Source organism: Amycolatopsis sp. cmx-4-83 (assembly GCF_046548815.1).
Classification (GTDB): Bacteria; Actinomycetota; Actinomycetes; order Mycobacteriales; family Pseudonocardiaceae; genus Amycolatopsis; species Amycolatopsis pretoriensis_A.
The window spans coordinates 596,625-620,671 of the sequence record NZ_JAEBEF010000002.1 but is presented as its reverse complement, the minus strand read 5'-3'; the positions used below and the strand labels follow the sequence as shown (position 1 = coordinate 620,671).

At 71.1% G+C, this 24,047-nt stretch carries 20 protein-coding genes; 7 read left to right on the top strand and 13 right to left on the bottom strand.

The features are described from left to right. Nucleotides 1-30: 30 nt before the first annotated feature. Nucleotides 31-618 (top strand): hypothetical protein, encoded by a 588-nt coding sequence (locus tag ACLJQM_RS08005; RefSeq protein ID WP_410630595.1) that lies wholly within the window; start codon nt 31-33, stop codon nt 616-618. Here the strand turns inward: ACLJQM_RS08005 and ACLJQM_RS08000 are convergent. The 6 genes from ACLJQM_RS08000 to ACLJQM_RS07975 all read right to left on the bottom strand — a co-directional run bounded on the left by ACLJQM_RS08000 (nt 615) and on the right by ACLJQM_RS07975 (nt 7,707). Continuing rightward, nucleotides 615-1,838: a DUF742 domain-containing protein gene (locus ACLJQM_RS08000; RefSeq protein WP_410630594.1), complete on the bottom strand. Its 1,224-nt coding sequence runs from the start codon at nt 1,836-1,838 to the stop codon at nt 615-617. The genes ACLJQM_RS08005 and ACLJQM_RS08000 overlap by 4 nt on opposite strands. A 6-nt stretch (nt 1,839-1,844) precedes the next feature. Next, on the bottom strand, nt 1,845-2,261 hold the full coding sequence (locus ACLJQM_RS07995; RefSeq protein ID WP_247017874.1) for a roadblock/LC7 domain-containing protein: 417 nt from the start codon (nt 2,259-2,261) through the stop codon (nt 1,845-1,847). Between the two features lie 402 nt (nt 2,262-2,663). Next, nucleotides 2,664-3,272 carry a GTP-binding protein gene (locus ACLJQM_RS07990; protein ID WP_247017872.1) on the bottom strand — a complete coding sequence of 203 codons (609 nt, stop codon included), beginning with the start codon at nt 3,270-3,272 and terminating at the stop codon, nt 2,664-2,666. Then, entirely contained in the window at nt 3,253-4,032 is a 780-nt protein-coding gene (locus ACLJQM_RS07985) for a DUF742 domain-containing protein (RefSeq protein ID WP_247017869.1), read from the bottom strand. The genes ACLJQM_RS07990 and ACLJQM_RS07985 overlap by 20 nt, the downstream gene beginning before the upstream one ends. 25 nt (nt 4,033-4,057) lie before the next feature. Beyond that, entirely contained in the window at nt 4,058-4,519 is a 462-nt protein-coding gene (locus tag ACLJQM_RS07980; RefSeq protein WP_103355284.1) for a roadblock/LC7 domain-containing protein, read from the bottom strand. 20 nt (nt 4,520-4,539) lie between these two features. Then, a complete protein-coding gene (locus tag ACLJQM_RS07975; RefSeq protein WP_360780242.1) occupies nt 4,540-7,707 on the bottom strand; it encodes a nitrate- and nitrite sensing domain-containing protein in 3,168 nt (1,055 codons plus the stop codon). 717 nt (nt 7,708-8,424) lie between these two features. Between ACLJQM_RS07975 and ACLJQM_RS07970 the strand changes: the two genes are divergently transcribed. The 4 genes from ACLJQM_RS07970 to ACLJQM_RS07955 are packed head-to-tail and all read left to right on the top strand — an operon-like array spanning nt 8,425 to nt 11,915. Then, nucleotides 8,425-9,432 (top strand): ABC transporter substrate-binding protein, encoded by a 1,008-nt coding sequence (locus ACLJQM_RS07970; RefSeq protein WP_360780064.1) that lies wholly within the window; start codon nt 8,425-8,427, stop codon nt 9,430-9,432. Nucleotide 9,433: 1 nt separating this feature from the next. Continuing rightward, on the top strand, nt 9,434-10,204 hold the full coding sequence (locus ACLJQM_RS07965; RefSeq protein ID WP_247017866.1) for an ABC transporter permease: 771 nt from the start codon (nt 9,434-9,436) through the stop codon (nt 10,202-10,204). After that, nucleotides 10,201-11,034: an ABC transporter permease gene (locus ACLJQM_RS07960; RefSeq protein ID WP_247017864.1), complete on the top strand. Its 834-nt coding sequence runs from the start codon at nt 10,201-10,203 to the stop codon at nt 11,032-11,034. Before ACLJQM_RS07965 ends, ACLJQM_RS07960 begins: the two co-directional genes overlap by 4 nt. Nucleotides 11,035-11,054: 20 nt before the next feature. Continuing rightward, a complete protein-coding gene (locus tag ACLJQM_RS07955; protein ID WP_410630593.1) occupies nt 11,055-11,915 on the top strand; it encodes an ABC transporter ATP-binding protein in 861 nt (286 codons plus the stop codon). A 78-nt stretch (nt 11,916-11,993) separates the two neighbouring features. Here the strand turns inward: ACLJQM_RS07955 and mdlC are convergent, their stop codons facing one another. The 6 genes from mdlC to ACLJQM_RS07925 all read right to left on the bottom strand — a co-directional run bounded on the left by mdlC (nt 11,994) and on the right by ACLJQM_RS07925 (nt 20,538). Beyond that, nucleotides 11,994-13,580 carry a benzoylformate decarboxylase gene (gene mdlC, locus ACLJQM_RS07950; RefSeq protein ID WP_410630592.1) on the bottom strand — a complete coding sequence of 529 codons (1,587 nt, stop codon included), beginning with the start codon at nt 13,578-13,580 and terminating at the stop codon, nt 11,994-11,996. 71 nt (nt 13,581-13,651) lie between these two features. Beyond that, on the bottom strand, nt 13,652-15,298 hold the full coding sequence (locus ACLJQM_RS07945) for a protease pro-enzyme activation domain-containing protein (protein ID WP_410630591.1): 1,647 nt from the start codon (nt 15,296-15,298) through the stop codon (nt 13,652-13,654). Between the two features lie 166 nt (nt 15,299-15,464). Further along, nucleotides 15,465-16,427 (bottom strand): hypothetical protein, encoded by a 963-nt coding sequence (locus tag ACLJQM_RS07940; RefSeq protein ID WP_410630590.1) that lies wholly within the window; start codon nt 16,425-16,427, stop codon nt 15,465-15,467. Nucleotides 16,428-16,474: 47 nt separating this feature from the next. Next, complete coding sequence (locus ACLJQM_RS07935; RefSeq protein WP_410630589.1) at nt 16,475-17,020, bottom strand: hypothetical protein; 546 nt, start codon at nt 17,018-17,020, stop codon at nt 16,475-16,477. 88 nt (nt 17,021-17,108) lie between these two features. Further along, nucleotides 17,109-17,786 (bottom strand): copper homeostasis protein CutC, encoded by a 678-nt coding sequence (locus tag ACLJQM_RS07930; protein ID WP_410630588.1) that lies wholly within the window; start codon nt 17,784-17,786, stop codon nt 17,109-17,111. Nucleotides 17,787-17,799: 13 nt separating this feature from the next. Continuing rightward, a complete protein-coding gene (locus ACLJQM_RS07925) occupies nt 17,800-20,538 on the bottom strand; it encodes a nitrate- and nitrite sensing domain-containing protein (protein ID WP_410630587.1) in 2,739 nt (912 codons plus the stop codon). Between the two features lie 185 nt (nt 20,539-20,723). On the opposite strand from ACLJQM_RS07925, the gene ACLJQM_RS07920 reads away from it, so the two are divergent. Next, complete coding sequence (locus ACLJQM_RS07920) at nt 20,724-21,689, top strand: ABC transporter substrate-binding protein (RefSeq protein WP_247017849.1); 966 nt, start codon at nt 20,724-20,726, stop codon at nt 21,687-21,689. Between the two features lie 3 nt (nt 21,690-21,692). On the opposite strand, the gene ACLJQM_RS07915 is transcribed toward ACLJQM_RS07920, so the two are convergent. Next, nucleotides 21,693-22,310: a hypothetical protein gene (locus tag ACLJQM_RS07915; RefSeq protein WP_247017847.1), complete on the bottom strand. Its 618-nt coding sequence runs from the start codon at nt 22,308-22,310 to the stop codon at nt 21,693-21,695. Between the two features lie 75 nt (nt 22,311-22,385). On the opposite strand from ACLJQM_RS07915, the gene ACLJQM_RS07910 reads away from it, so the two are divergent. Beyond that, complete coding sequence (locus ACLJQM_RS07910; RefSeq protein WP_247017845.1) at nt 22,386-24,032, top strand: DNA repair helicase XPB; 1,647 nt, start codon at nt 22,386-22,388, stop codon at nt 24,030-24,032. Nucleotides 24,033-24,047 lie beyond the last annotated feature (15 nt).

The window sequence follows — 24,047 nt, the reverse complement described above, 5'->3', positions numbered from 1 at the left end:
AAGCGCCCTCGCAGGTGGTAAGCCTGGTCCATGAAGCGGGGAACGCGGGTGACGGCGCTGGTGGCGGCGACGATCGTGAGCGGGGTGGGGTTCGCCGGCACGGCGAGCGCGGCCGGGCCACCGGTCTACTCGAAGTACACCGTCACCGGGACGACGCACATCGCGAAACCGGGCGCCGACCTGCCGCTGGGGCCGGGGCAGTTCGACATGTACACGCTCATCGGGTCCTACACCTTCTACGGCACGATCACGCTGCCCCCGGTGAAGGTGACCAAGTCGGTGCCGGGGATCGGCAAGGTCAGCGGCACCGTCACGCTCGGGCCGGGCAGCGCCGAGGGCTCGGTGTTCGGCAGCTTCACCGGCTCGGCGACCTGGCCGGTCAAGGTGTCGGACGTGCGCGTCAACGGCGTCCCGTACGACGTCGGCGCGTCCTGCGGCACCGCGCAGCCGGTGACGACGGAGCTCGTGCCGGACGGCTTCGTCACCGGCAAGGGCGGCCGGCTGAACTCGACGTACACGATCGGCGAGTTCGCGAACTGCGGCTCGGCGACGCCGGTCGTCAACGCGGCGGTGCCGGGGCCGGGCAACACCCTGGCCCTCGACCTCACCTGGGGCTAGAGGGCGCGCAGGCCCGCCAGCACGCGTTCCATGAACTCGCGGGACGAGCGGTCCCCGAGGATCAGCTCGGTCTGGTGGATCAGCACGAGCCCGATGTCGGCCATGTCGCCGACCAGGATCTTCACCACGCCCAGCGGCAGCCGCAGGTGCGCGGCGATCTCCGCGACCGACCGGGTGTCCAGGCACAGGTCGCAGATCCGCCGGTGCTCGACCGAGCGGACCCCGCGGTAGCGGCGGCCGTCGTCGGACGTCGAGACCAGCGCCTCCAGCGCCAGGTTGTGGTCGGACCGCGTGCGCCCGCCGGTGCGGGTGTACGGGCGGACCCGCGAGTTCGCCGAAGCGACGGGCACCGGGCTCGCGACCCGGGCCGGCTCGTTCCAGGCCGGGTCCTCCCACGGTTCCGGCTGCGGGATCCAGCGGGTCTCCGGGTCCGGCGGGGGCGTCCACGACGGCGGGGGCGCCACCGGGGGCCGGGGGGCCGGCGGACGCGGGGCGAGCGGCCGGTGCTGGGCCGGGGCCGGGGGCCGCGGCGGTGCGGGCGGACGCGCGCCGCGCGGCGGGGTCCACGCCGGTTCCAGCGGCGGGGGCTCCGGCCGGTAGGTCCGCCCGTCCTGCCACTCGGGCTCGGCGGGGTCGTAGCCGTCTTCGGGGTACTGGGGCGAGTGCGGGCCCGCGTAGCCCTGCGGGGCGAACTCGCGCGACGCGGGCGGGTAGCCGTTGTCCGCGAACTCGCGCGGTGGCGCGGGCGGGTAGCCGTTGTCAGCGAACTCGCGTGGCGACGCGGGCGGATAACCGTTGTCCGCGAACTCGCGTGGCGACGCGGGCGGATAACCGTTGTCGACGAACTCACGCGGCGCCGCGGGCGGATAACCGTTGTCGGCGTAGCGCGGGCGCTCGGCCGAGGGGTCGTGCCGCGGGTGGTCGTGGTGCGGGTAGCCGTCCTCGGCGAGACGCCGGTGCCCACCCGTGTACTCGGCCTCCTCGTACTCCTGGCGGTCGTCGTACTCCTCGTCGTCCGCCGACGAGCCCCACTCCCGGGTGTCCTCGTCGGTGTACCCCTGCGGGTCAGCCTTCGGCCGCGCCGGCTTGCGCTTGGGCATGATCGTCGACAGCGTCGACATGTCGAACTTGCTGGGCGAATCGAAACCCTCGCGCTCGGTGCCGCGGTGCAGTGCGTCCCAGCCGCTGGAGTCCGGATCGTCGAATCCCGAAATCCTCATCTCGCCCTACCCACGCACGCCGCCCTGCAGCTGCGCGCGCAGCTCGGGGGTGATCTGCTGGCCGACCCGCTCGACGAGCAGGGTCATCTCGTAGGCGACCGTGCCGATGTCGCACGTCGGCGCGGCCAGCACCGCCAGCGACGAGCCGTCCGAAACGGACATCAAGAACAAGTAGCCGCGCTCCATCTCCACCACGGTCTGGTTGACGCCACCGGCCTCGAAGCAGCGCGCGGCCCCGAACGTCAGGCTGATCAGCCCGGACGCCACCGCGGACAGCTGTTCGGCGCGCTCCTGCGGCAGTCCTTCCGACGGCGCCAGGAGCAGGCCGTCCGCGGACACCAGGACGGCGTGCGCCGCACCCGGTACCCGGCGCACGAAGTCCGTGATGAGCCAGCCGAATGTGCCCTGGCCGGAAGCCGTCACTACTGCCCCTCCTTGCTCGTGCGGCATCGCGCGCCGCACCCCGGAGCACCCGGCACGACGGTTCGACGACGCCACCGTAAAGCGTATTCGCACCGCCGGTGGTGTCGAGTCCACCACGGGCCGGCCGGTGCGCACCCTACGTGTGCGCGTGGCCGCACTCCGCGCCGGCCCGGACGGGGTCACGCTTCCGGGCGACACCCGGCGACGCCGGCCCCGTGTCGCCACCGCGAGGTGTCGGCGCAGGTCAGCCGGGGTTCCGGTGGCCGGAAGACGCGGCCCCGCCACCGGTCGCGGCGGACCGGCGTGGCCGGTCGCTGCGCCGGACGGCAGCACCACTCCCCGAAGTGGGTGAAGCACGCGGAGTTCACTCCAACGGCCGCATCCGGTTCGGGGCGTCATCGGTTATCCCGCGCGCAACGCCGAATCGTGCGCGATCGCGTGCTGGACGACGGAGATCAGCACCTGCTTGGCGGAGTCGCGCTCACGCGCGTCGCACGCCATGATCGGGACCGACGGCGCGATGGTCAGCGCGTGCCGGACGTCCTCGATCTGGTGGTGCAGCAGCCGGTCGAAGCAGTTGATCGCCACGACGTAGGGCAGCTTCCGGTTCTCGAAGAAGTCGATCGAGGGGAACGCGTCGGCCAGCCGCCGCGTGTCCACCAGCACGACCGCGCCGATCGCACCGACCGCGAGGTCGTCCCACATGAACCAGAACCGGTGCTGACCGGGGGTGCCGAAGACGTACAGCACCAGGTCCGAGTCCAGCGAGATGCGCCCGAAGTCCATCGCCACGGTGGTGGTGGTCTTGTTCGGCGTGGCCGAGGTGTCGTCGTGCCCGACGCTCGCCTCGGTCATCATGGCCTCGGTGGTCAACGGGTCGATCTCCGAGATCGCCCCGACCATGGTCGTCTTCCCCGAACCGAACCCGCCGGCGACCACGATCTTGGCCGACGAGGTCGGACCCGTCACCTGCGGCGCGTTCGCGTCGGAGTCAAATTCTCCGAAGCCCACTGAGCACCCTTTCCATGAACTCGATACTCGGGCGGTCACCCACGGTCGTGCTGCTGGAGTGCACCAGCACCAGCCCGAGGCCCGCCACGTCACCAATCAACACCCGCACCACACCGAGCGGCAGCCGCAGCAGCGCCGCCACCTCGGCCACCGACCTCGTGTCGATGCACAGGTCACAGATCGACCGGTGCTCGGGGACCCGGACCCGGTCGAGCATCCGGCCCTGCTCACTGGTCGAGATCAGCGCCTCGATGGCCAGGTCCAGCGTCGCCTTCGTCCGCCCGCGGGTCCGGAAGTACGGCCGGACCAGCCCGGACGTCTCCATCTCCGTCGGCGCCGGCTCGTCCACGTACTCCTGGTGGGCCTGGCGCGGCAGCGCCGCGGCCAGTTCACCGGAATCCGGTCCCGACCCGAAGTCCCGCTCGGTGCTGTACGCCGCGAACTCGTGCGCGTCGTACAGCGGTCCGCTCGAACCGCCGAACAGTTCCGCGCCCGGCCCGCCGAGCAGCCGGTCGCGGTATTCGGTGCCACCCGCGATCGGCCGGATCGGTTCCTGCCCGGCATTGCTGTCGGTCAGCCAGTTCGGCGGCTCCCGCACGGGGTCGCTGTCGGATGCCTGCACCCGCCTCGCCCGCCATTCGCGGTCGACGCGGTCCCGGAACGACTGCCAGTCCTCCCGGCCGTCGTCCGGTTGCTCGGACCAACCACCGGAGAAGTCGTCACCGAGCCGGCCATCACCCCTCAAGCGCCCGTCGTCCACGGCTCTCTCCTCGGTTCCCAGGTCCTCAGCGGCGGACGGTCGCGCCCTGCAGTTGCGCCCGCATCTCCGGAGTCAGCTGCTGGCCGACCCGCTCCACCAGCAAGGTCATCTCGTAGACGACCAAGCCGATGTCACTCTCCGGCGATCCCAGCACCGCCAGACACGAACCGTCGGAAACCGACATGAGGAAGAGGAAGCCGTTGGCCATCTCGACCACCGTCTGCGCCACCGTGCCGCCCTCGAACACCTTGGCCGCGCCGCGCGCGAGGCTGGTGAGCCCCGACGCCACCGCCGCCAGCTGGTCCGCCCGGTCCTTCGGCAGCCCGCGCGAGGCCGCCAGGAGCAGGCCGTCCGCCGACACCACGACCGCGTGGGCCGCGCCGGGCACCCGGTGCACGAAATCCGTGATCAGCCAAGCGAAGCTGCCGGCATTGTTCGCCTTGGCATGCGCTTGGCCGTTCGGCTGCGCGGAGCCACCCGGCTGCATTGCACCCGCCCGTGTCACTTTCACTCCTCACTGCTGTCTGTGGTGTTGCCACTCACCGGAACCTCGTCGCCCGGTCGCTCCTTCAGCGCATGGCGCCCCGAGGTGTACCCACGTTGGAAGCTTGCCATCCGGTTCCGCGCCGCGGACGCCGAGCGGGTGATCGCACCCGTTCCGGGCATGCCCGCGGTGGCGTCGGCGAAGTTGTTCTGGGCCGGCGCATCGGGCGCCGCGCTGCTGATCGACCCCGGCACCAGGTAGGCGTTCGGGATGCGCTTGGGCAGCCCGGCCGTGGTGATCTCCTCGTTCTTGGACTCGAGCAGCGACTGCGCCGCCTGCCAGCCGTCGTCGGAGGCGCTGTGCCAGCCGTCGTCGGGCGGGAGGAGCGGGTGCCGGGTGGCCGCCGTCGGCAGCAGCTCGTCCACGGGTTCCGGGGCGGGCTCGTCGCGACCGGTGAGCGGCGGCAGGTTCTGGTCCTCGACCTCGACCTCGACCTCTTCCGGCGCACTCGGCTGGTGGCTGCGGTGGTGGCCCCCGTCGCTCTGCTGCGGCGGGACCGGGTCGGCAGCCGCGTCGTCGCCCTCACTGAACCAGCGTGACAGCACCGACTGGTAGATGGGCAGCCGCCGGGTGGGTACATCGTCTTCGAGCGCCGACGAGCCGAGCTCCGCCGCGGGCGGCGGTGCCGGTGGCGGTTCCTCCGGCGGCACGAACTTCGGCTCGCGCTTGGGCAGCACCAGCGGCGCGAACTGCGTGTCACCGGCCCGCGAGCTGGCCCCGTCGCCGTTCGAGGACGGCGCCAGCGGCGCCAGGTCCTCGGCGGTCGGCCAGGCCGGCACGTCGGGCTTGGGCAGCTCGGGCGACAGGAACGGGCCCGCCGCGCGGCCGCCGCTGACCAGGTCGTCCAGGCTGATCGGCTGGTCGAGCGGGACCAGCCCGCCCTGGTTCGCCACCGGCTCGTGCTTCGGCGGGGCCGGCGGTGGCGGCGGCGGGGGTGCCGAGTGCTGCGGCGGGTTCGGCGAGAACGCCTGCGTCTGGTCGAAGTCCGAGCGCGCGGCCGGGATCGGGATGCTCGGCATCGACATGGACGTCTCGGACCGGTTCGGCGGCAGCGGGGTCTGCCGCTGCATGCCGGGGCGCAGGTGGGTGAGCAGCTCCGCCGGGACGACGACGCGGGCGATCACGCCACCCTCGATGTCCTCGTTCTCGCGCAGCCGGACCTCGATGCCGTGGCGCTTGGCCAGGCGCGAGACCACGTACAGACCCATCCGCCGGGTCACCGACACGTCCAGGTCCGGCGGCTCGGCGAGCCGCGCGTTGACCTCGGCCAGCCGCTCGTCGCTCATCCCGACACCGTGGTCGGTGACCTGGATGGCGAGGGCCTTCCGGCGGGTCACCACGGCCCGGACGATGACCTTCGTCTCCGGCTCGGAGAAGTAGGTCGCGTTGTCGAGCAGCTCCGCGAGGACGTGCACGAGGTCGTGGATCGCGAGGCCCTGGACCGCGACGTCGGGCACGATGCCGACCTCGATCCGGGCGTACTGCTCGATCTCGGAGACCGCGGCGCCGATGACGTCGGCGGCGGGCACCGGCTTGGGCACGGACTTGGCCAGGCCGGCGCCGGAGAGCACCAGCAGGGACTCACCGTTGCGCCGGAGCCGGGTGGCCAGGTGGTCGAGCTCGAACAGGCTCGCCAAGTGGTCCGGGTCCTGCTCGTCGGCCTCGAGGCGGTCGATGACGCCGAGCTGGCGTTCCACCAGCCGCTGCGACCGCCGGGAGAGGTTCACGAAGATGCCGTTGACGTTCTCGCGCAGGAGGGCCTGCTCGGCGGCCATCTTGACGGCCTGTTCGTGGACGATGTCGAACGACCGCGCGACTTCGCCGATCTCGTCGCGGGTGTTGACGGGCACCGGCTGGACGGCCCGCTTCGAGGCGCCGACCGGGTCCGGGTCGTCGAGGATCGCCTGCACGGTTTCCGGCAGCCGGGTGTAGGCGACGTCCAGCGCGCTCCGGCGCAGCACCCGCAGCGGGCGCAGCATCAGGCGGGCGACGATGAGCATCAGCGCGATCGCGGCGGCCAGCGCGGCGAGCACGACGGCACCGCCGATCCAGGCCGAGTTGACCGCCTGGGTGGCGAGGCTGTCGGCGCGGGTCTTGAGCTGGGCCAGCAGGTTCGACTCGACCGCGTGCAGCTTGTCCGCCGACACGGTGCTGTCCTTGCCGAGCGCCGTCGTGTCGATGCTCGGCGCGTCACCCTGCTGGGCGAAGGCGAAGGCCGCCGTCTGGATCCGGCGGCGGTCGTCGACCTCCGGCCCGGAGTAGGTGTCGTTGTAGAGCTGGCGCTGGTCGTCGTCGGCGTTCGCGAGGAAGGCCTGCACCGAGGCGTCGGCACTGGACGCCGACGCGCGCGTCTGGTCCAGGAGGTCGCCGGGGAAGCTGCCGCGGAACGCGGCGATCTGCAGCTCGGCGTCGGAGCGGGTGGTGAACTCCTTGGCCTCGCTGACCGCCTGCGTGCTCGTGCCCAGCCGGAGCACGTCCCGGTCGGTGACCGCGGTGGTCACCTCGCGGCCGAGCTCGATGAGCGAGTCGAGGATGCCCGAGTAGGCGGTCATCACCGTGATGTCGGGCAGGCCGTTCGCGGTGTTGAACGCCGCCCGCAGCGGGCGCAGGGCGTCGAGGCGCTGGAGACCGCGGGTGTAGCGGTCCTTGGTCGCCGGGTCGTCGTAGTTGAGCGTCGACGCCGCCGAGCGCAGGTCCGCGACCTCGCGGTCGACCTTCGCGATCTGGGAGTCGAGGCCGGTCTGCAGCAGCGGGTTGTTCGAGGAGATCCGTGCGACGGCCAGGCCGCGTTCGTTCTGCAGCTCGTGGACCACGGTCGTGACCTTGACGGCGAACGCCACCTGGTCGGCCGTGCGCTGGAACTCCGCCGCTTCGCCGGCGTCGTCGACCACGCGCAGTGCCCCCAGCACCGCGGCGGTCAGGGTGGGGATGATCAGGACCGCGGCCAGCTTGGAGCGCAGCCGCCAGTCGCGCATGCCGGAAAAGAACCCGGCCTTCCGGCCCGGACTGTCTCCGGGCGACTGCGCGGGGGCCCCTCCTACCCCCGCGGCGTCTTCGTTCGGCACCGCCGCACCACCATCATCGTTCGTGCTCGTGAAACCTTGGTCGGTCCAGCGCCCGCCTGGGCGCATCGCGTTCTCGTCAGCCACTCGTCTGCACGCTCCCGGCGCTCAAGCGCAGCGGCAGGTCGGAACGAGCCCAGCGCGAGACGCTACCCGTACGGGTGAAAAGATCGTCTTCGGTGGGTGTTCCTGAACCCCGTCCGGCCGGACGGAATCGGTTCAGCTCGAGCATCACGGTCGGGTCCCTGCGCTGGTCTCGCATCGGTCTGTTGGTTCGGCCTAGCCCACCGGCGCGGCGGCTGTGCCCGGCCAGGCAGTGGCCTCTACGGGGACGAATCTCTCAGGAAAAGCACAGCGTGCCCTGGTAAACCGGGGATCGACTTGATCGGCCATCCAGGCACTCTCTCTCACTACATCGGAGGTTGATACCTCCCCGCAGGTGCAGAGGGTAGCGAACGCCCGGAGAAGATGTAACCCTCCCGACAGGACGCGCTCGATGTTGCACAGCGTTCGCTCAGTCGGCACACAGCTGGACATCCCTTATTCAGGAACTGGGCCCTACGCTGGGTGAACGCTTACGGCGAGTGGAGCAGTGGGTCTAGACCAGAGGCCGAAAGAGTGACGTGCGCCACCCTCTCGGGTATTGATCCCACCCGTTGTGAGCAACCTGTCACGTTCTCTACAGTGGCCCGCGTACTCCCGAGAATGAGTTACCTACTTCCCCGGGATTCGGTCCATCAACCGTCACTTTCTTCACCCAAGGAGCAGGCCTTGCTTGGAAACGCCATGAGCAGTGGCCGGGTTCGCACTCGCCGCGCCGCGCTCGGGCTCGCCCTCACCGTCGCGGCGGCGACAGCCCTCACGGGCTGCAGCGCCCTCGGCTCGGACGACTCGAACGCCTCGTCGAACGGGGGCGGCCTGGAGAAGTCGAAGATCAAGGTCTCGATCATGCCGACGACGGACCTCGCGCCGTTCTGGCTGGCCTTGGACGGCGGCTACTTCAAGTCCGAAGGCCTCGACGTCGAGCAGATCGTCGCCAAGAGCGGCCAGGAGTCGATGACGAAGGCGCTCAACGGAGAAGCCGACATCGCGCTCTCGACCTACACGCCGTTCTTCGTCGCCAAGAGCAAGGGCGCCGCGGACGTGCAGCTCGTCGCCGACGGAACGTCGGTCAACGCGAAGAGCAACGCGATCGTGACCGTGCCGACCTCGAACGTGAAGACGGTCAACGACCTGGCCGGCAAGCGAATCGCCATCACGGCGATGAACACCGCGTCGGACATCCTCACCAAGTCCGTCATGAAGGACCACGGCGTCGACTTCAGCACGGTCAAGTGGACCCTGGTCCCGCTGCCGAACATGGCGGCGGCGCTGAAGGACAACCAGGTGGACGCGGCCTACATGCCGGAGCCGATGCTCTCGCAGTCGGCGAAGACCGTCGGCGCGACGCCGGTCATCGACATCAACACCGGCGCCAGCCAGGACTTCCCCCTGACCGGCTACGGCTCGACGACGAAGTGGGTCCAGGGCAACCCGAAGACCCTCGCGGCCTTCCAGCGCGCCATGAAGAAGGCCACCAGCGACGCGATCAACGACCGCTCGAAGGTCGAGCCGCTGCTGGTCAAGTACGCGAAGATCGACGAAGACACGGCCAAGCTGCTCACCCTGCCCGGCTACGGCTCCACCCTGGACGCCCGGCGCCTGCAGCGGGTGCCCGACCTGCTGCTGCAGATGGGCGTCATCACCAGCAAGGTCGAGGCCGCGCCGATGATCGCGCCGCAGGCGACCAGCTGACGTGAAGAAACTGCTCCGCGGCCTGGCCGGTCTGGTCGGCTTCCTCCTGCTCTGGGAGGTCGTCGTCCAGGTCGGCCTGGTCAGTAAGACGTTCACCCCGCCACCGAGCGTCGTCCTGGTCACCGTCGGCGACCTGCTGGGCGACCCCGAATTCATCCGCGACATCATCGCGACGATGCTGGCCTGGCTGATCGCCATCGCGATCGCCATCGTCATCGGCGTACCCGCCGGCCTGCTGCTCGGCAGCATCCCGGTGCTGCGCACCGCCACCGCCGCGATCGTCGAATTCCTCCGCCCGATCCCGGTCACCGCGCTCGTGCCGCTGGTGCTGCTGGTGATCGGCTCCGGCCCCGACGCGAAGATCACCCTCGCGGTGTACGCGTCGCTGTGGCCGATCATGTTCAACACCATCTACGGCATGGGCGAGATCGACCCGGTGCTGATGGAGACCGCGCGGGCGTGCGGGACCAGCCGGTTCCGCATCCTGACTTCGGTCGCGCTGCCGCAGACCGCGCCGTTCGTCTTCACCGGCGTCCGGCTGTCGGCGACCATCTCGCTGATCGCCGTCGTGAGCGTGGAGTTCCTGGCCGGCTCCCAGGTCGGGCTCGGCAGCTTCATCCTGATCGCCAGCACCGGTTCGGTCCGGTTCGACCTGGTGCTGGCCGGTACCGTGGTCGCCGGGGTGCTCGGCTACCTCATCAACGAGGGCCTCGAACAACTGGGCAAGCGGCTGTTCCGCTGGAGCAGCGTCGACCGGGAGGCGATCGCGTGACCGCGGCAACTCTTTCGGGCCGGGTGGGCCGCCGGGCCGCCCGGGGCGCCGCCGCCGTCGTCCGCAACTGGCTGCTCTTCGCGATCCTGGTCGTCGGCTGGGAGTTCGCCGCCCGCGCGGGCGGCAGCAAGTTCTTCCCGCCACCGACGGAGATCGCGGTCGCCGCCGCGAAGCTGTGGTTCACCGGTCCCGCGTCGCACCTCTTCCTCACCGACGCCGTCTTCGACAACGTCTTCCCCAGCCTCGGCCGGATGCTCGGCGGCTGGGTGCTGGCGGCCGTCGTGGGCGTGGCGCTCGGGGTGCTGGTCGGCCGGTCCGCCAAGGGGATGGACTACCTCGGCCCGCTGTTCGCGTTCTTCCGCTCGATCCCGCCGCCCACGCTGATCCCGGTGTTCGCGGTGCTGTTCGGGCTGAGCTCGGGCATGCAGATCGGGTCGATCATCTTCGGCGCGATCTGGCCGGTGCTGCTCAACGCGGTCGACGGCGTCCGCTCGGTCGACCAGGTGAAGGTGGAGACGGCACGGTCGTTCCGCACGCCCCGCCGGTACTGGCTGGGCCTGGTCGTCCTGCCCGCCGCGGCGCCGAAGATCTTCGCCGGCCTGCGGGTGAGCCTGTCGATTTCGCTGCTGCTGATGGTGGTCTCGGAACTGATCGGCGCGTACAACGGGATCGGCCGGTCGCTGCTGAACGCCCAGCAGGACTTCGACTTCCCCATCATGTGGTCCTGGCTGGTGCTGCTGGGCATCCTCGGCTACGTCTTCAACACGATCTTCCTGGTCGCGGAACGGCGGGTGCTGGCCTGGCAGCCGACCCGCCTCGGCCGCGACTGACGCTGGAAAGGCCTCTCCCCATGTCCACCATGCTCGAAGTTTCCGGCCTCAGTCACCGGTACGGCTCCGGTGCCAAGGCGCACACCGCGGTGAACGAGCTGTCGTTCACCGTCGAAGCCGGGCAGCTGGCCAGCATCGTCGGCCCGTCGGGCTGCGGGAAGTCGACGTTGCTGCGCTGCATCGCCGGGCTGACCCCGCCGACCGACGGCACGGTCAGCCTGCACGGCGACCGCGTCGACGGCGTCCCGGACGACCTCGCCGTCGTGTTCCAGGACTACAGCCGTTCGCTGTTCCCGTGGCTTTCGGTGCAGAAGAACGTCGAATTCCCCCTGCGCTGGCGGCCGATCTCGCGGGCCGAGCGGCGGAAGCTGGCGGCCGAGGCGCTGGAGCAGGTCGGCCTGTCCGCGGTCGGCGGGAAGTACCCGTGGCAGCTCTCCGGCGGCATGCAGCAGCGGGTGTCGATCGCCCGCGCCCTGGCCAGCCGCCCGGCGCTGCTGCTGATGGACGAGCCGTTCGCGTCGGTCGACGCGCAGACCCGGTTCGAGCTCGAGGACCTGACCCGGCGCGTGCAGCGCGAGCAGGGCAGCACGATCCTCGTCGTCACGCACGACATCGACGAGAGCGTCTACCTGTCCGACCGGGTGCTGGTGCTGTCGAAGTCGCCGGCCTCGATCGTGGCGGACCTGCCGGTCGGCCTGCCGGCCGAGCGCAACCAGATCACCACCCGCGAGTCGGCGGAGTTCGTGACGCTGCGCGGTGAAGTGGCCCGGCTGCTGCACGGCGGTACCCCGGCCGAGGCCGCCACGGCCGCGTCGGACGCCGCGGAATGGGAACTGGCCGAGCACGCTTCGGACGTGACGGAGACCAAGACCCGGAGCTGAAGTCCACTTTGGACGCCTGCAGCCGGCGGTCGTGAGTGAGAAACAGGGTTAGCACCCTGTTTCTCACTCACGACGACGTCAGTACAGCGTGCGCTCCGACGGTGCCACCTTGACGTGCACCAGGGTCGGGCGCGGGTCGGCCAGTGCCGCCGTCAGGCCGGGGGCCAGGCCGGCCGGCTCGGTGATCGTCACGCCCTGGCAGCCCATGCTCGCCGCCAGTGCCGCGAAGTCGATGCCGCCCAGTTCCGTGCCCGGGAGCTTCGCGCCGCCGATCGTTTCGCCGAGGATGCGGACCGCCGCGTACTCCGTGTTGTCCATGATCAGGATCGTCACCGGGAGTTCCTGGCGCGCGGCCGTCCAGAGGGCCTGGATGCCGTACATGCTGGAGCCGTCGCCGACGACGCCGACCACCGGGCGGTCCGGGCGGGCCAGTGCCGCGCCGACCGCGCCCGGGACGCCGTAGCCGAGCGTGCCGCTGGCCATCGTCAGGAAACCCGTGTCCGTGGCCGTGATCGGCAGGTGGTCGTGCAGGATGCCGCGGTGGCTCGGCGTCTCCTCGACGACGATCGCGTTGTCCGGCAACAACTCCGCGAGCGTCGAGTAGACGAGCTCGCCGGTGAGCTGCTCGCCGCCCGGCTTCGCGGGGCGCTCCAGCGGTGCCGGCGCGGACCGCGTGCTCCGCTCGACGACGTTGAGCAGCGCGCGGATGCCGAGCTTCGGCGTGGCGCGGATCCCGGTGCCTTCGAAGGCGCGCGCGAGGATCTGCTCGTCGTCGCTGACGATGAACAACGGCGGCAGCGGAGCTTCCCCGCGCCCGCGTTCGACGTGGTAGGTGAAAGCGGGCGCGCCGAGCACGACGACGAGGTCGTGCGCCGCGAGCTTGTCCGAGACCGCGCCACGTTCGGGATCCAGGAACCCCTGGAACAGCGGGTGGTCCTCGGGGAACGAGCAGCGGTAGGACATCGGCGCGACCCACACGCCGGCGTTGAGCCGCTCGGCGAGCGCGACGGTTTCCACGACCGCGCCGTCCTGGTCGACGGCTCCCCCGACGACGAGCGCGGGCCGTTCGGCGGCCTCGAGCGCGGCGACGAGCTCGTCGACGGCTTCGGGGTCCGGCGCGAACCCGCGGATGCGCGGCCGGGAGACGATGGGCCGCTCGGTGGTGGCGGTCCAGTCGTCGGCCGGGACGGACACGAACACCGGACCGGACGGCGCCTGCGTCGCGACGTGGTAGGCGCGGGCCAGCGCGGCCGGGACGTCCTCGGCGCACGCGGGCTCGATCGACCACTTCACGTACGGCTTCGGGAAGTCCGGGGCGTCCATCGCGCCGAGGAACGGGTCGTGCGGCAGGAGCGACCGGTTCTGCTGGCCGGCGACGATGATCAGCGGCGTCCGGTTGCGGTAGGCGTTGAAGAGGCTGCCGAGCCCGTGCCCGACGCCGCCCGCGGAGTGCAGGTTCACCAGCACGGCCTGGCGGGTGGCCTGCGAGTACGCGTCGGCCATCGCCACGACGGCGGACTCCTGCAGCCCTAGGACGTAGTCGAAGTCGTCCGGCCAGTCGGTGAGGAAGGGGACCTCGGTGGTGCCGGGGTTGCCGAACACCGTTGTGAGGCCCAGTTCGCGGAGCAGTTCCCTGGTGGCGTCCAGCACCGTGCGCTTGATCATGCCACCAGGCTAACGCTTAGCGTTGCGAAGAAAAGCCCCCGAGCGCCCCAATGTGGGGCGCTCGGGGGTGCTCAGCCGATCAGGCCCGAGAGCCCGGTGCCCTTGAAGGAGCCCCAGCCCGTCACCTGGTCGTACTTCGTGCCGGCGGTGAAGCCGGTCGTGCCGTGCAGGGTGTTGTTGCCCGTCGTCACGTCGTGGAAGCCCGTGGCGTAGGAAGACCCGTTGCCGATCGAGTAGAACTTCGGGTTCAGGTTGCCGAGGCCGCCGCCGTGGATCTGGTTCTGCAGCGTCGCGAAGGCCGCCCACAGCGGGGCCGCGCCCGACGTGCCCCAGACCGTTTCCCACGAGCCCGCCGTGTAGATGTAGTAGCCCGAACCGCTCGCCGCGTCCGCGGAGACGTCCGGCACCTTGCGGTAGGTCGTGCTCTGCGAGGACTGCCACGACGGCGCCGTGAAGACCGTCGAGATGCCGCCGCCGGTCGAGCCGTTCGCCCCGTCGTTCCAGGCCTTCTCGCTGCTGTAGGCGTTCGACGACGTGACCGTCAGCTGCGTGCCGCCGACGCCGGTGACGTTCGGGCTCGACGCCGGGAAGTCCACCGCCTTCGCCGTCGAACCGGTCTGGCGGTAGCAGTCGGTCGTGCCGTCGTCGCCCGCGGCCGCGAAGTAGGAGATGCCCTCCGCCGTGCCGGTCGCGATCGCGTTGCTGACGCTCTTCGCCGCGCTCGAACCCTCGGCGGATTCGCAGGCGCCCCAAGAGATCGAGACGACGTTCACCGTGTGGTCCGACGCGATCTTCTGGTACATCGCGAGCTCGCCCGCGCTGGTGTTCGGCGCTTCGTAGACGTAGTCGCTCGCCGCGGCGGCCAGCGCGTGCACGACCTCGATGTCGAGCTCGACCTCGATCTGGCCTTCACCCGGTGCGGAGTCGTAGTTCGCGCCGCTGACCGGCACCGTGGTGACCGGGCCCGCCGAGAGACCGTACGTGCTGTCGTACTTGCTGATGTTGGCCTTCTGGTAGCCGTCGAACTCGACGAAGCCGACCTTGACGCCGCTGCCGGTCGCCGGCAGGCCGCTGGTGCCGTAGGCGGTCTTGAGCACCGGCGGCGTCACGGCCTTGACGACGTTGGGCTTGGCGGCGGCCTGCGACGAATGCCTGCGCACCGCGTGGTTGTCGAGGCCCACGACGCCGCTCACGACGTCCGAGACGCCGGCGGGGACGGCGGGTGCGGCGTCGTTGGCGAAGAAGTCGCGGCCGGAGGTGGTGTCGCGGTAGGTCCCGATCCGGGTGCGGAACGCCGATTCGAGCTGCGCCGCCGAGCCGGTGAACGTGATCGCCTGCCGGTTACCGGAAACCTCGATCCCGGTGGCACCCGCTTTCCCGAGGAATGAGACGGCCTTGTCGACGTCGGCCTGCGTCGGACCGAACCGGGCCGCGAACTGAGCCGGCGTCAAAAACCGGTGGTATTGCGGCGAATCGGGGTTCTGCACGTCGGCGAGGAACTTTTCCAGCCCCGCCCGGTCGTGCAGTTTCAGCGAGAGCGCCGCGGTGATCGGCTGGTCGGCCGCGACGTCGCCGGCGCGGACGCTGCCGGCCAGCGGAGCGGCGTTGTCGGCCAGGGTGACCAGGGGTTCCGGCGCCGCGGCGGCCGGGACGGCCACGGCGAGGCCGAGCAACGCAGGCAACGGCACAGCGGCCGCGACGAGCTTGCGCAAGCGCATGGGGGAATTCCTCTCGGCGGTGGGGACCGGGCCTGCGCGGAATGCTCGCTGCAGGTTGCCGAGAAGCATAAGAAATCGCTATCGCGCCGAGGAACCTACTTTTGTCTGCCGTTCCACGGCTGCCCTTTTCCCTTTCCGAACGGTTTACCATTCCATGATCACCCGATTAGCGTCCGGATTGCCGGAGAACGTCGACGCGGTCGGCGATATCCCGCGCGTCCACATTGCCGGAAAACCGCCGGGCCGCCGAGGACAGCGAGTGCAGCCGCTGCCGGGTCCGCGGGGACCGCAAGGCGGCCGCCAGCTCGATCGCCTCCTCGCCGACGGCCGAGGCGACGTCGAGGTCGCCGTCCAGCGCGTGCACCGTGGCCAGCCAGATCAGGGTCAGCGACCGGCTGCGGGTCATCCCGCGGCCGTACCCGGCGATCGCGTCGGTGAGCGCGGGGATCCCGTCCCGGCCGTGCCGGATGTCGACCACCTGCGCCAGTTCCGCGTGCACCGTGCCGATCATCGCCGCCAGGTCGGTGGAGCCGAAGAACTCCGCCCACGGCGAAGGCTCGCGGTCCGCGGCGTCCGCGAACTCCTCGCGGGCGCGGCGCAGATAGGTCAGCGCGCCGGCGACGTCGGCCTTCTTGGCGTAGGCCCAGGCCTGGTTGGCCGAGAGGATCGACTGCGCGAGCTTGGAGTGCGCCAGCCGCGCCGCGTCCCGGCCCCGCTCGAACTCCGCCAGCGCCGCGTCGACGGCGCCGTAGTGCAGGTGCAGCCGCCCGGTGCGGTAGTGGATGTTGGCCTGGAGGTCGTCGTTGCCCGCCTGCCCGGCGAGCTCCAGCGCCCGCTTGAACGCCGCCAGCGCGGCGGCCGGGCGGTCCTGGTCGAAGTTCGTCCAGCCGGCCAGGTTGTAGAGGTCGGCGACGGCGGTGCACAGCCGCGCCAGCACCACGGTCTTGGTCACGCCGTCCAGCAGCGCGACGGCGGCCGGGAGCCGCGCTTCGACGGCCGCTCTGCAGGCGCCGCCGCCGTAGCGGTAGTCCAGCGCCCGGAGCTCCGCGACCGCGTCTTCCAACCGCCGCACGTCGGCGATCCCCACACGCGTACCGCGGAGGTCCTCCTGCCCGTCGCTGCCGGTCATGGTGGCCCTCCGTCCGAAGAGAGCCGCCGCCGCGGGCAGCCCCCGGGTCATTCCCCGCCGGGCCAGGCCGGTGCCTTCTCCTTCGGGGTGTTGGCACCGGGGAGCACCCCGGTGGCGGTCAGCACCACGCCGGTGGCGGTTTCCGCGATCTTGACGGCGGCCAAGAGGCCGGTGAGGGCAAGCGAGCCGCCGAGCCCCAGTCGGGCGAACTCGTCTTCGGAGGTTTCGGTTCCGCGTTGCCGCGGCAGCGCGCCGGTCACGATTCGGCCTTCCGGCCCGTACCGGAAGCGCTCGCGCGATCCCCGCGGGTAATCAGCCGCGCCCGGGCGGCGGAAATCCACCGGATGGTCGACATCCTGGTTTCTTGATGGCTTCTCATTGAATTGACCGCGAACCGAATACGCGCGCTCACAGCGCCGCCTCCTGTACTGGCCGAACAATTCTTGGCACCATCCGGACGGACCGGCTTCCCGTTCACGATAGCCAGCGCCCGCCCCGGCATCAGCCCCCAAGCAGGCGAACTGGCGGAATTGCACGTGCAGCTGCACGACCGACCACCGACCGGCATTCACAAGAACCGAATGCAATTTCACCGTACCGATTCAAAGAAATCGAATACCGGTAGGACCGGCTGCGGATTTCCGGTCCGGGCGGCGGCGCCCGTGCGGGTTTCGCAGTGGATCAGGATTTGACGAGATCCACCCAGTAGCGCACGGTTTCCGCGGCCGCCGGCGCCTGCCACCCGCCCGGTCGTACCGCACTCCCGACATGGAACCCGCGCACCCCGCCCGCGCGCAACAGGTGCACCTGCTGCGCCCGCAGACCCCCGCCGACGAGCAGCTCCGGCCCGCTCTCCCGCTGCGCCAGCCGCTGCAGCACCGAAAGCCCGCTCCCGACGCCGTTGGGGTGGCCGGCGGCGAGCACGGTGTCGCAGCCGAGCGCGGCCAGCTGGTCGTACGCGCGCAGCGGGTCGCGCGTCCGGTCGATGGCGCGGTGGAACGTCCACGGCAGGCCGTCGATCTCCTTGATCAGCGCTTCGCAGGCGTCCACGTCGATCTCGCTGTCGACGGTGAGGAAGCCGAAGACGAACTCGCGCGCGCCCGCGTCGATCAGCCGTCCGGTGTCCGCGCGCAGCCCTTCGAGGTCGCCGACGGCGAAGGACCCGTTGTCCCGCAGCATGACCCGGATCGGGAGGTCGGTCGCCGACCGCACGTCCCGGAACGTCTCGATCGACGGCGTCAGGCCGTCCTGAGCCATGTCAGCGACCAGTTCGAGGCGGTCCGCCCCGCCCGCCTGCGCGCCTTCGGCGTCCGCCACGTCCAGCGCGATCACTTCCAGCAGGGGCGTCTTCGAGCTCATGCCTCAATCCGTTTCACTGGTTCCGGGTGTCGTCTCCCCTCGCGTGCCGCCCTCGCCGGAAGCCGCCTTGAAGGCTCGTCATCCGCTCGCGCACCGCTTCCGGGGAAAGTGAGAGTATCGGCCGCTGTTCCGGCACCGCTCCCGGGCTGGCCGCCGAATCCGCGGGCTGGAGGAACGGCCAGGTGTCTTCCGCGCCGTCTTCTTGTTCCAGCTCGGCCGAAGTCGGCCACTCGTACGTCGGCTCGATCGCGGCCGGCGGGGCCACCGGGCGCAGCTGCGGTTCGGTGTCCTCGTCGTCCGGGTTCGGCAGAGCCGCACTTTCACGTGAAAGTGCGGCTTTGCCGCCCCCGCCGCCACTTTCACGGGAAAGTGGCGGCGGGGGTGGGGGGCCTGCGGCGAGTGCGTGCCGCGGCTCCGGCTCGACCGGGCGCGGCTCTTCGGCGACCGGGCGCGGTTCCACCGGGCGGCGCGGCTGTTCGGGCGCCGCGGCCGCGTCGAACCACCGGGACAGGACGTCGCGGTAGGCGGGCATCCGCTCGGTCGGCGCGTCGAAGTCGAGGTGCGTGTCGTCGTCCGTGACCGGCCACTCGGGCGCGTGCTCGCGGGCCACCACGGGGGCCCGGCGCGGCGGGCCGGCCTCGATCGACGGCGGCGTCAGCTCTTCCGGTTCCGGCTCCGGCTCGGGTTCCGGCGGCGTGAGCGGGGCGAGCGGCGCCAGCAGTTCGGGTTCCGGGGCGGCGGCCGGCTCCGCGGGCGGGGGCGGCGCCGGCATCGGCGGCAGCTCGACGATCAGGGCCGAGGGCACCAGCACGGTCGCCACCAGCCCGGAGGGCGCACCGGCGCTCAGGCTGACGTCGATGTGGTGGCGGGTGGCCAGCGTCGCCACCACGAACAGCCCCATCCGGCGCGACACCTCGACGTCGACGTCCGGCGGGTGCGCGAGCCGCGCGTTGGTGCGGTCGATCTCCGCCTGCGGCATGCCGGCGCCGTGGTCGATGATCTCGATCTGCCAGTCGCCGTCGTGGGTTTCGGCGCTCGCCACGGTGACCGTCTCGCCGCCGGAGTAGCGGGTCGCGTTCTCCAGCAGCTCCGAAACGACGTGCACGAGGTCGTTGACGGCCTCGCCGCGCACCGCGACCTGCGGCGCCGGGCCGAGCTCGATCCGCTGGTAGTGCTCGACCTCCGAGAGCGCGGCACCGACGATCTCGTCGGCCGACACCGCACCGGCGTCTTCGCGCGCGGAGTCCTGGCCGGAGAGCACCAGCAGGTTCTCGCTGTTGCGCCGCATCCGCGTGGCGAGGTGGTCGAGTTCGAACAGCCCGGCGAGGGTGTCCGGGTCCTGCTCGTCGGCCTCCATCCGGTCGAGCACCGTCAGCTGCCGCTCGACGAGATCCTGGCTGCGCTGCGAGAGGTTGACGAACATCGCGTTGACGTTCTCGCGCAGCATCGCCTGCTCGCCGGCGAGCCGGACGGCCTCGCCGTGCACCGCGTCGAACGCGCGCGCCACCTGGCCGACCTCTTCGCGGGTGAACACCGGCACGGGCGCGACGGCGAGCCGCTTCCGCAGGTTCTCCGGGGCGGGCTCGGGGTCGGTGAGCAGGTTCTGCACGGCCGCGGGCAGCCGGTGCTCGGCCACCTCGAGGGCCGTCCGGCGCAGGATCCGCAAGGGGCGCAACAGGGAGCGCGCGATGACCACCGAAAGCACGCCCGCGACGAGGAGGACGCCGAGCACCACGCCGCCGTCCCACAACGCCGCCGTGCGGGCCTGCGCCGCCAGCGCGTCGGTGCGTTCCTGCAACTGGACCAGCAGCGCCTGCTGCACCTGGTGGGCGAGGTTCACCGTGTGGGTCGCCGAGGTGTCCCACTGGTTCGGGTCGAGGCCCGAGAGGTTCTGGCCGTTCTCGGTGCGGGTCAGCGCGGACTCGACCATGTCGTTGCCGATGTCGACGACCAGGCCGATCACCGTGTCGTCGTACATCCGCTGTTGGTCGGGCGTCGCGAAGGTGCGGTAGTCGTTGCGCGCGGCGGCGAGCTCGGCTTCGGCGCCGAGCAGCGCGCGCGTGCGGTCGCGGTCCAGCGTGCCCGCGGCGAGCGCCTCGGCCATCACCGCCCGCTTGACCGACATCTGGTCCTTGATCCGCGCCAGCGCGTTCCCGGCCAGCCGCAGCCGCGCGAGCTCGGGGTCGGAGACGTCGGCGGCGGCCGCGTCGCTGATGTCGAGCATGCCGGAAACGAGCTCGCTGTAGGAGCGCAGGACGGCGTCGGCGGGGAACGCCGAGTGCTCCGCGGAAAAGCGGAGGCCGCCGAGCACGCGCAGCCGGTCGTCGGTCTGCTGGAGGCTGTCCGCGGCCTTCGCGTCGAGCCGCGGCTTGCTGTCGGCGAGGGTCCGTTCGAACGTGCCGATGGCCTGGTCGACGCGGTTGCGCTGGGCGGTGAGGTCGGCGGTGTCGCCCTGGCGGTTCTGCGCGACGAACCGGACCGTGAGGTCGCGCTCGCGCTGCAGCTCGTGGACGGCCTCGGCCACCGTGCTGTCGACGCGGCCGCGCGTGGCGAACTCGGCGAGCTGCCGCGCGTCGCGCAGGTCTGAGCTGATCCGCAGGCCGACGAGGGCGATCACGGCGAGCGCCGGGATCAGCAGGACGGCGAAGAGCTTCGTGCCGAGGCGCCAGTTGCGCAATCGCCAGCGGCCGCCGGCCGGACGCGGATCCGCCGCGTCGCCGCCCTTGCGGGGACGCTTGTCGCGACGGGTCACCTGGTTTCCTTTTCCGCCGCGGGCGGAACCCGCGGATCTGACTGCAGTCGAACCTACTGAACGGTAGCCCCCACCGTGGAGATCCGAAAGCCGCGCTGGCGCGATCCGGCCCTGCCCGCGATCGTATGGGGCGCGGACCATACGATCCAGCACGAGAACCAGATTCTCGCGGTAGGTGAAGGTTCATGATCAGACGCGGACGGACGATTCCGCTGGTGGCGGCGCTTCTGGCGACCGCCGGGTGCAGCGTGTTCTCTTCGGGCACCCCGGCGCCCCCACCAGCGCTGGAACGGACCACCCTGCGCGTCGGTGTGGGCAACGCCATCGACACGGCCCCGTTGCGGATCGCCGTGGCGAGCGGGAAGTTCGGGTCCGGCGGGCTGAACGTCCAACTGGTGGAACTCGGCGGCGAGGACGGACTGGCCAAGGTGGCCGCCGGCGACCTCGACGTCACCTTCGCCTCCGACATTGCGATGTTCCGCGCGGCGGCGGGCGGGTCGGCCCTGCAGTTGCAGGGCGAGGCGTACACCTCCGGGCCCAACACGATGGCGCTGGTCACCCTGCCCGGCTCCGACTACACGGTGCCGACGGCGAAGAAGTCACCCGAGATCGCGGTCAACATGCTCGACGACATCGGCGCGCTCGTCGCGCGGTCGGTGCTGGTCACGGCGGGCGTGGACGCGGCCAAGATCAAGTTCCGGCAGGTCGGGTTCGACGGGATGCCGCAGGCGCTCCAGGCCGGTGACGCGGACGCGGCGCTGATGATCGAGCCGTACATCACCCGCGCCGAGAAGGACCTGGGCGCGCACATCCTGGCCGACGGCGCCCGCGGTTCGACGCTCGGCTTCCCGCTGTCCGGCTACGCGTCGGCCAAGCCGTTCGCGCAGGCCAACCCCCGGACCCTGGCGGCGTTCCGGACGGCGCTGGGCGCGGCCCAGCAGAGCGCGACGGACCCGGCGGTGGTCCGCGACGCGCTCCCGAAGTTCTCCGACATCGACTCGACGACGGCCGCGCTCATCTCGCTCGGCTCGTACCCGGCGTCGCTCAACGGCATCCGGTTGCAGCGGGTGGCCGACCTGATGCACAACTCCGGCCTGCTCGCGAACCGCCTCGACGTCCAGGCGCTGCTGCCCGGCCAGAACGGCTCCTAGCGGCTAGATGTTCTCGCCGGTCTTCACCAGGCAGACCGTGCGCCGCGGCGGGCCCTGGTACATCAGGACCTTGTCCGCGTTCTCGCCGCACGCGTCTTCGTCACCGAAGCCGGAGACGACCTGGACGCGGTCCTGCGCCGCCGGGTCGGTGCAGCTCACCTTGGTGATCGTCGTCTCGTCCTCGACGCCGCGCACGCAGTCGCCGGACTTGACGTTCAGCGCCAGGCAGAGCGTCTGGCTCGAGCCGGAGCCGACCCGGAACCGCACGTAGTCGCCGGACGCGCACGAGATGGCCCCGCGGTAGACGTTCTCGACCTTGTAGGTCGCGCTGTCCGCGCCGCACCCCACGCGGTGGTAGGCGGTCCGGTCGCCGCTCTCCCGCGTCAGGTACAGGCAGTCACCGTACGACGGCGTGCCGCTGCCGCCGAGCGAGTTGATGCCCAGCGCGGCCAGCGAGCCCAGGCCCAGCGCCAGCACCACGCAGGCGGCGAGCGTGATCCGCACCTTCACGGTGAACCAGTGCGGGATGGCCGGCTGCCCCTGCACGGGCGGCATCGGCGCGTACGGCGTCGCGTAGTCGGGCGTCCGGAACGGGTTGTCGTCGGACGGTGGTGTGGTCAACGTGCCCTCCAGTGATCCCCTCGGCACCTCGTCCCGTCGCAGCCGGCCGCGAGCGAGGCACGTATAACAGTAGTTGTGACTGATGGCCCGCTGATCGTCCAGTCCGACAAGACCGTGCTCCTGGAGGTCGACCACCCCCAGGCCGACGACGCGCGGATCTCCATCGCGCCGTTCGCCGAGCTCGAACGGGCGCCGGAGCACGTGCACACCTACCGGATCACGCCGCTGGCGTTGTGGAACGCGCGTGCCGCCGGCCACGACGCCGAGCAGGTCGTCGACGCGCTGACGACGTACTCGCGCTTCCCGGTGCCGCAGCCGCTGCTGATCGACGTCGTCGACGTGATGGGCCGGTTCGGGCGGCTGCAGATCGCCAACCACCCGGCGCACGGGCTGGTCATGTCGACCACCGACCGCGCGGTGCTGACCGAGGTGAGCCGGAACAAGAAGATCAGCCCGATGCTCGGCGCCCGGATCGACGAGGACACGGTCATCGTGCACCCGTCCGAGCGCGGGCGGCTCAAGCAGGCGCTGCTGAAGGTCGGCTGGCCGGCCGAGGACCTCGCCGGGTACGTCGACGGCGAGGCGCACCCGATCGCCCTCGACGAGACGGACTGGCAGCTGCGCGACTACCAGCGCCAGGCCGCGGAGGCGTTCTGGGCGGGCGGCTCCGGCGTCGTCGTGCTGCCCTGCGGCGCGGGCAAGACGATGGTCGGCGCGGCGGCCATGGCGAAGGCGGCGGCGACCACGCTGATCCTGGTGACGAACACGGTCGCCGGGCGGCAGTGGAAGCGCGAGCTGATCGCACGGACGTCGCTGACCGAGGAGGAGATCGGCGAGTACTCCGGCGAGAAGAAGGAGATCCGGCCGGTCACCATCGCGACGTACCAGGTCGTCACCCGCAAGACCAAGGGCGAGTACCGGCACCTGGAGCTGTTCGACTCGCGCGACTGGGGCCTGGTCGTCTACGACGAGGTCCACCTGCTGCCGGCGCCGGTGTTCCGGATGACGGCGGACCTGCAGTCCCGGCGGCGGCTGGGCCTGACGGCGACGCTGGTGCGCGAGGACGGCCGCGAGGGCGACGTCTTCTCGCTGATCGGGCCGAAGCGCTACGACGTCCCGTGGCGCGACATCGAGGCGCAGGGCTGGATCGCGCCGGCGGAGTGCACCGAGGTCCGCGTGACGCTGACCGACGCCGAGCGCCTCGGCTACGCCACGGCCGAGGCCGACGAGCGCTACAAGCTGGCCGCGACGGCGATGACGAAGACCCCGGTGATCAAGTCGATCGTGCAGAAGCACGCCGGCGAGCCGACCCTGGTCATCGGCGCCTACCTCGACCAGCTGGAGATGCTCGGCGACGAGCTCGACGCGCCGGTCATCCAGGGCGCGACCCGCAACAAGGAGCGCGAGGAGCTGTTCGACAAGTTCCGCCGCGGCGAGATCCGGACGCTGGTGGTGTCGAAGGTCGCGAACTTCTCGATCGACCTGCCCGAAGCGTCGGTGGCGATCCAGATCTCGGGCACGTTCGGCTCGCGGCAGGAGGAAGCCCAGCGCCTGGGCCGGCTGCTGCGGCCGAAGGGCGACGGGCGCCAGGCGCACTTCTACTCGATCGTCTCGCGCGACACGGTCGACACGGAGTACGCGGCGCACCGGCAGCGTTTCCTCGCGGAGCAGGGGTACGCGTACCACATCGTGGACGCCGACGACCTGCTCCGGCCGCTCTGACCCTCTAGCAGCTCC

What these genes read in the sequence shown, in the direction of transcription:
- ACLJQM_RS08005 (WP_410630595.1), top strand. Translation starts at nt 31, where the DNA reads ATGAAGCGGGGAACGCGGGTGACGGCGCTGGTGGCGGCGACGATCGTG.
- ACLJQM_RS08000 (WP_410630594.1), bottom strand. Translation starts at nt 1,838, where the DNA reads ATGAGGATTTCGGGATTCGACGATCCGGACTCCAGCGGCTGGGACGCA.
- ACLJQM_RS07980 (WP_103355284.1), bottom strand. Translation starts at nt 4,519, where the DNA reads ATGCAGCCGGGTGGCTCCGCGCAGCCGAACGGCCAAGCGCATGCCAAG.
- ACLJQM_RS07975 (WP_360780242.1), bottom strand. Translation starts at nt 7,707, where the DNA reads ATGCGCCCAGGCGGGCGCTGGACCGACCAAGGTTTCACGAGCACGAAC.
- ACLJQM_RS07970 (WP_360780064.1), top strand. Translation starts at nt 8,425, where the DNA reads ATGAGCAGTGGCCGGGTTCGCACTCGCCGCGCCGCGCTCGGGCTCGCC.
- ACLJQM_RS07955 (WP_410630593.1), top strand. Translation starts at nt 11,055, where the DNA reads ATGTCCACCATGCTCGAAGTTTCCGGCCTCAGTCACCGGTACGGCTCC.
- mdlC (WP_410630592.1), bottom strand. Translation starts at nt 13,580, where the DNA reads ATGATCAAGCGCACGGTGCTGGACGCCACCAGGGAACTGCTCCGCGAA.
- ACLJQM_RS07945 (WP_410630591.1), bottom strand. Translation starts at nt 15,298, where the DNA reads ATGCGCTTGCGCAAGCTCGTCGCGGCCGCTGTGCCGTTGCCTGCGTTG.
- ACLJQM_RS07940 (WP_410630590.1), bottom strand. Translation starts at nt 16,427, where the DNA reads ATGACCGGCAGCGACGGGCAGGAGGACCTCCGCGGTACGCGTGTGGGG.
- ACLJQM_RS07930 (WP_410630588.1), bottom strand. Translation starts at nt 17,786, where the DNA reads ATGAGCTCGAAGACGCCCCTGCTGGAAGTGATCGCGCTGGACGTGGCG.
- ACLJQM_RS07920 (WP_247017849.1), top strand. Translation starts at nt 20,724, where the DNA reads ATGATCAGACGCGGACGGACGATTCCGCTGGTGGCGGCGCTTCTGGCG.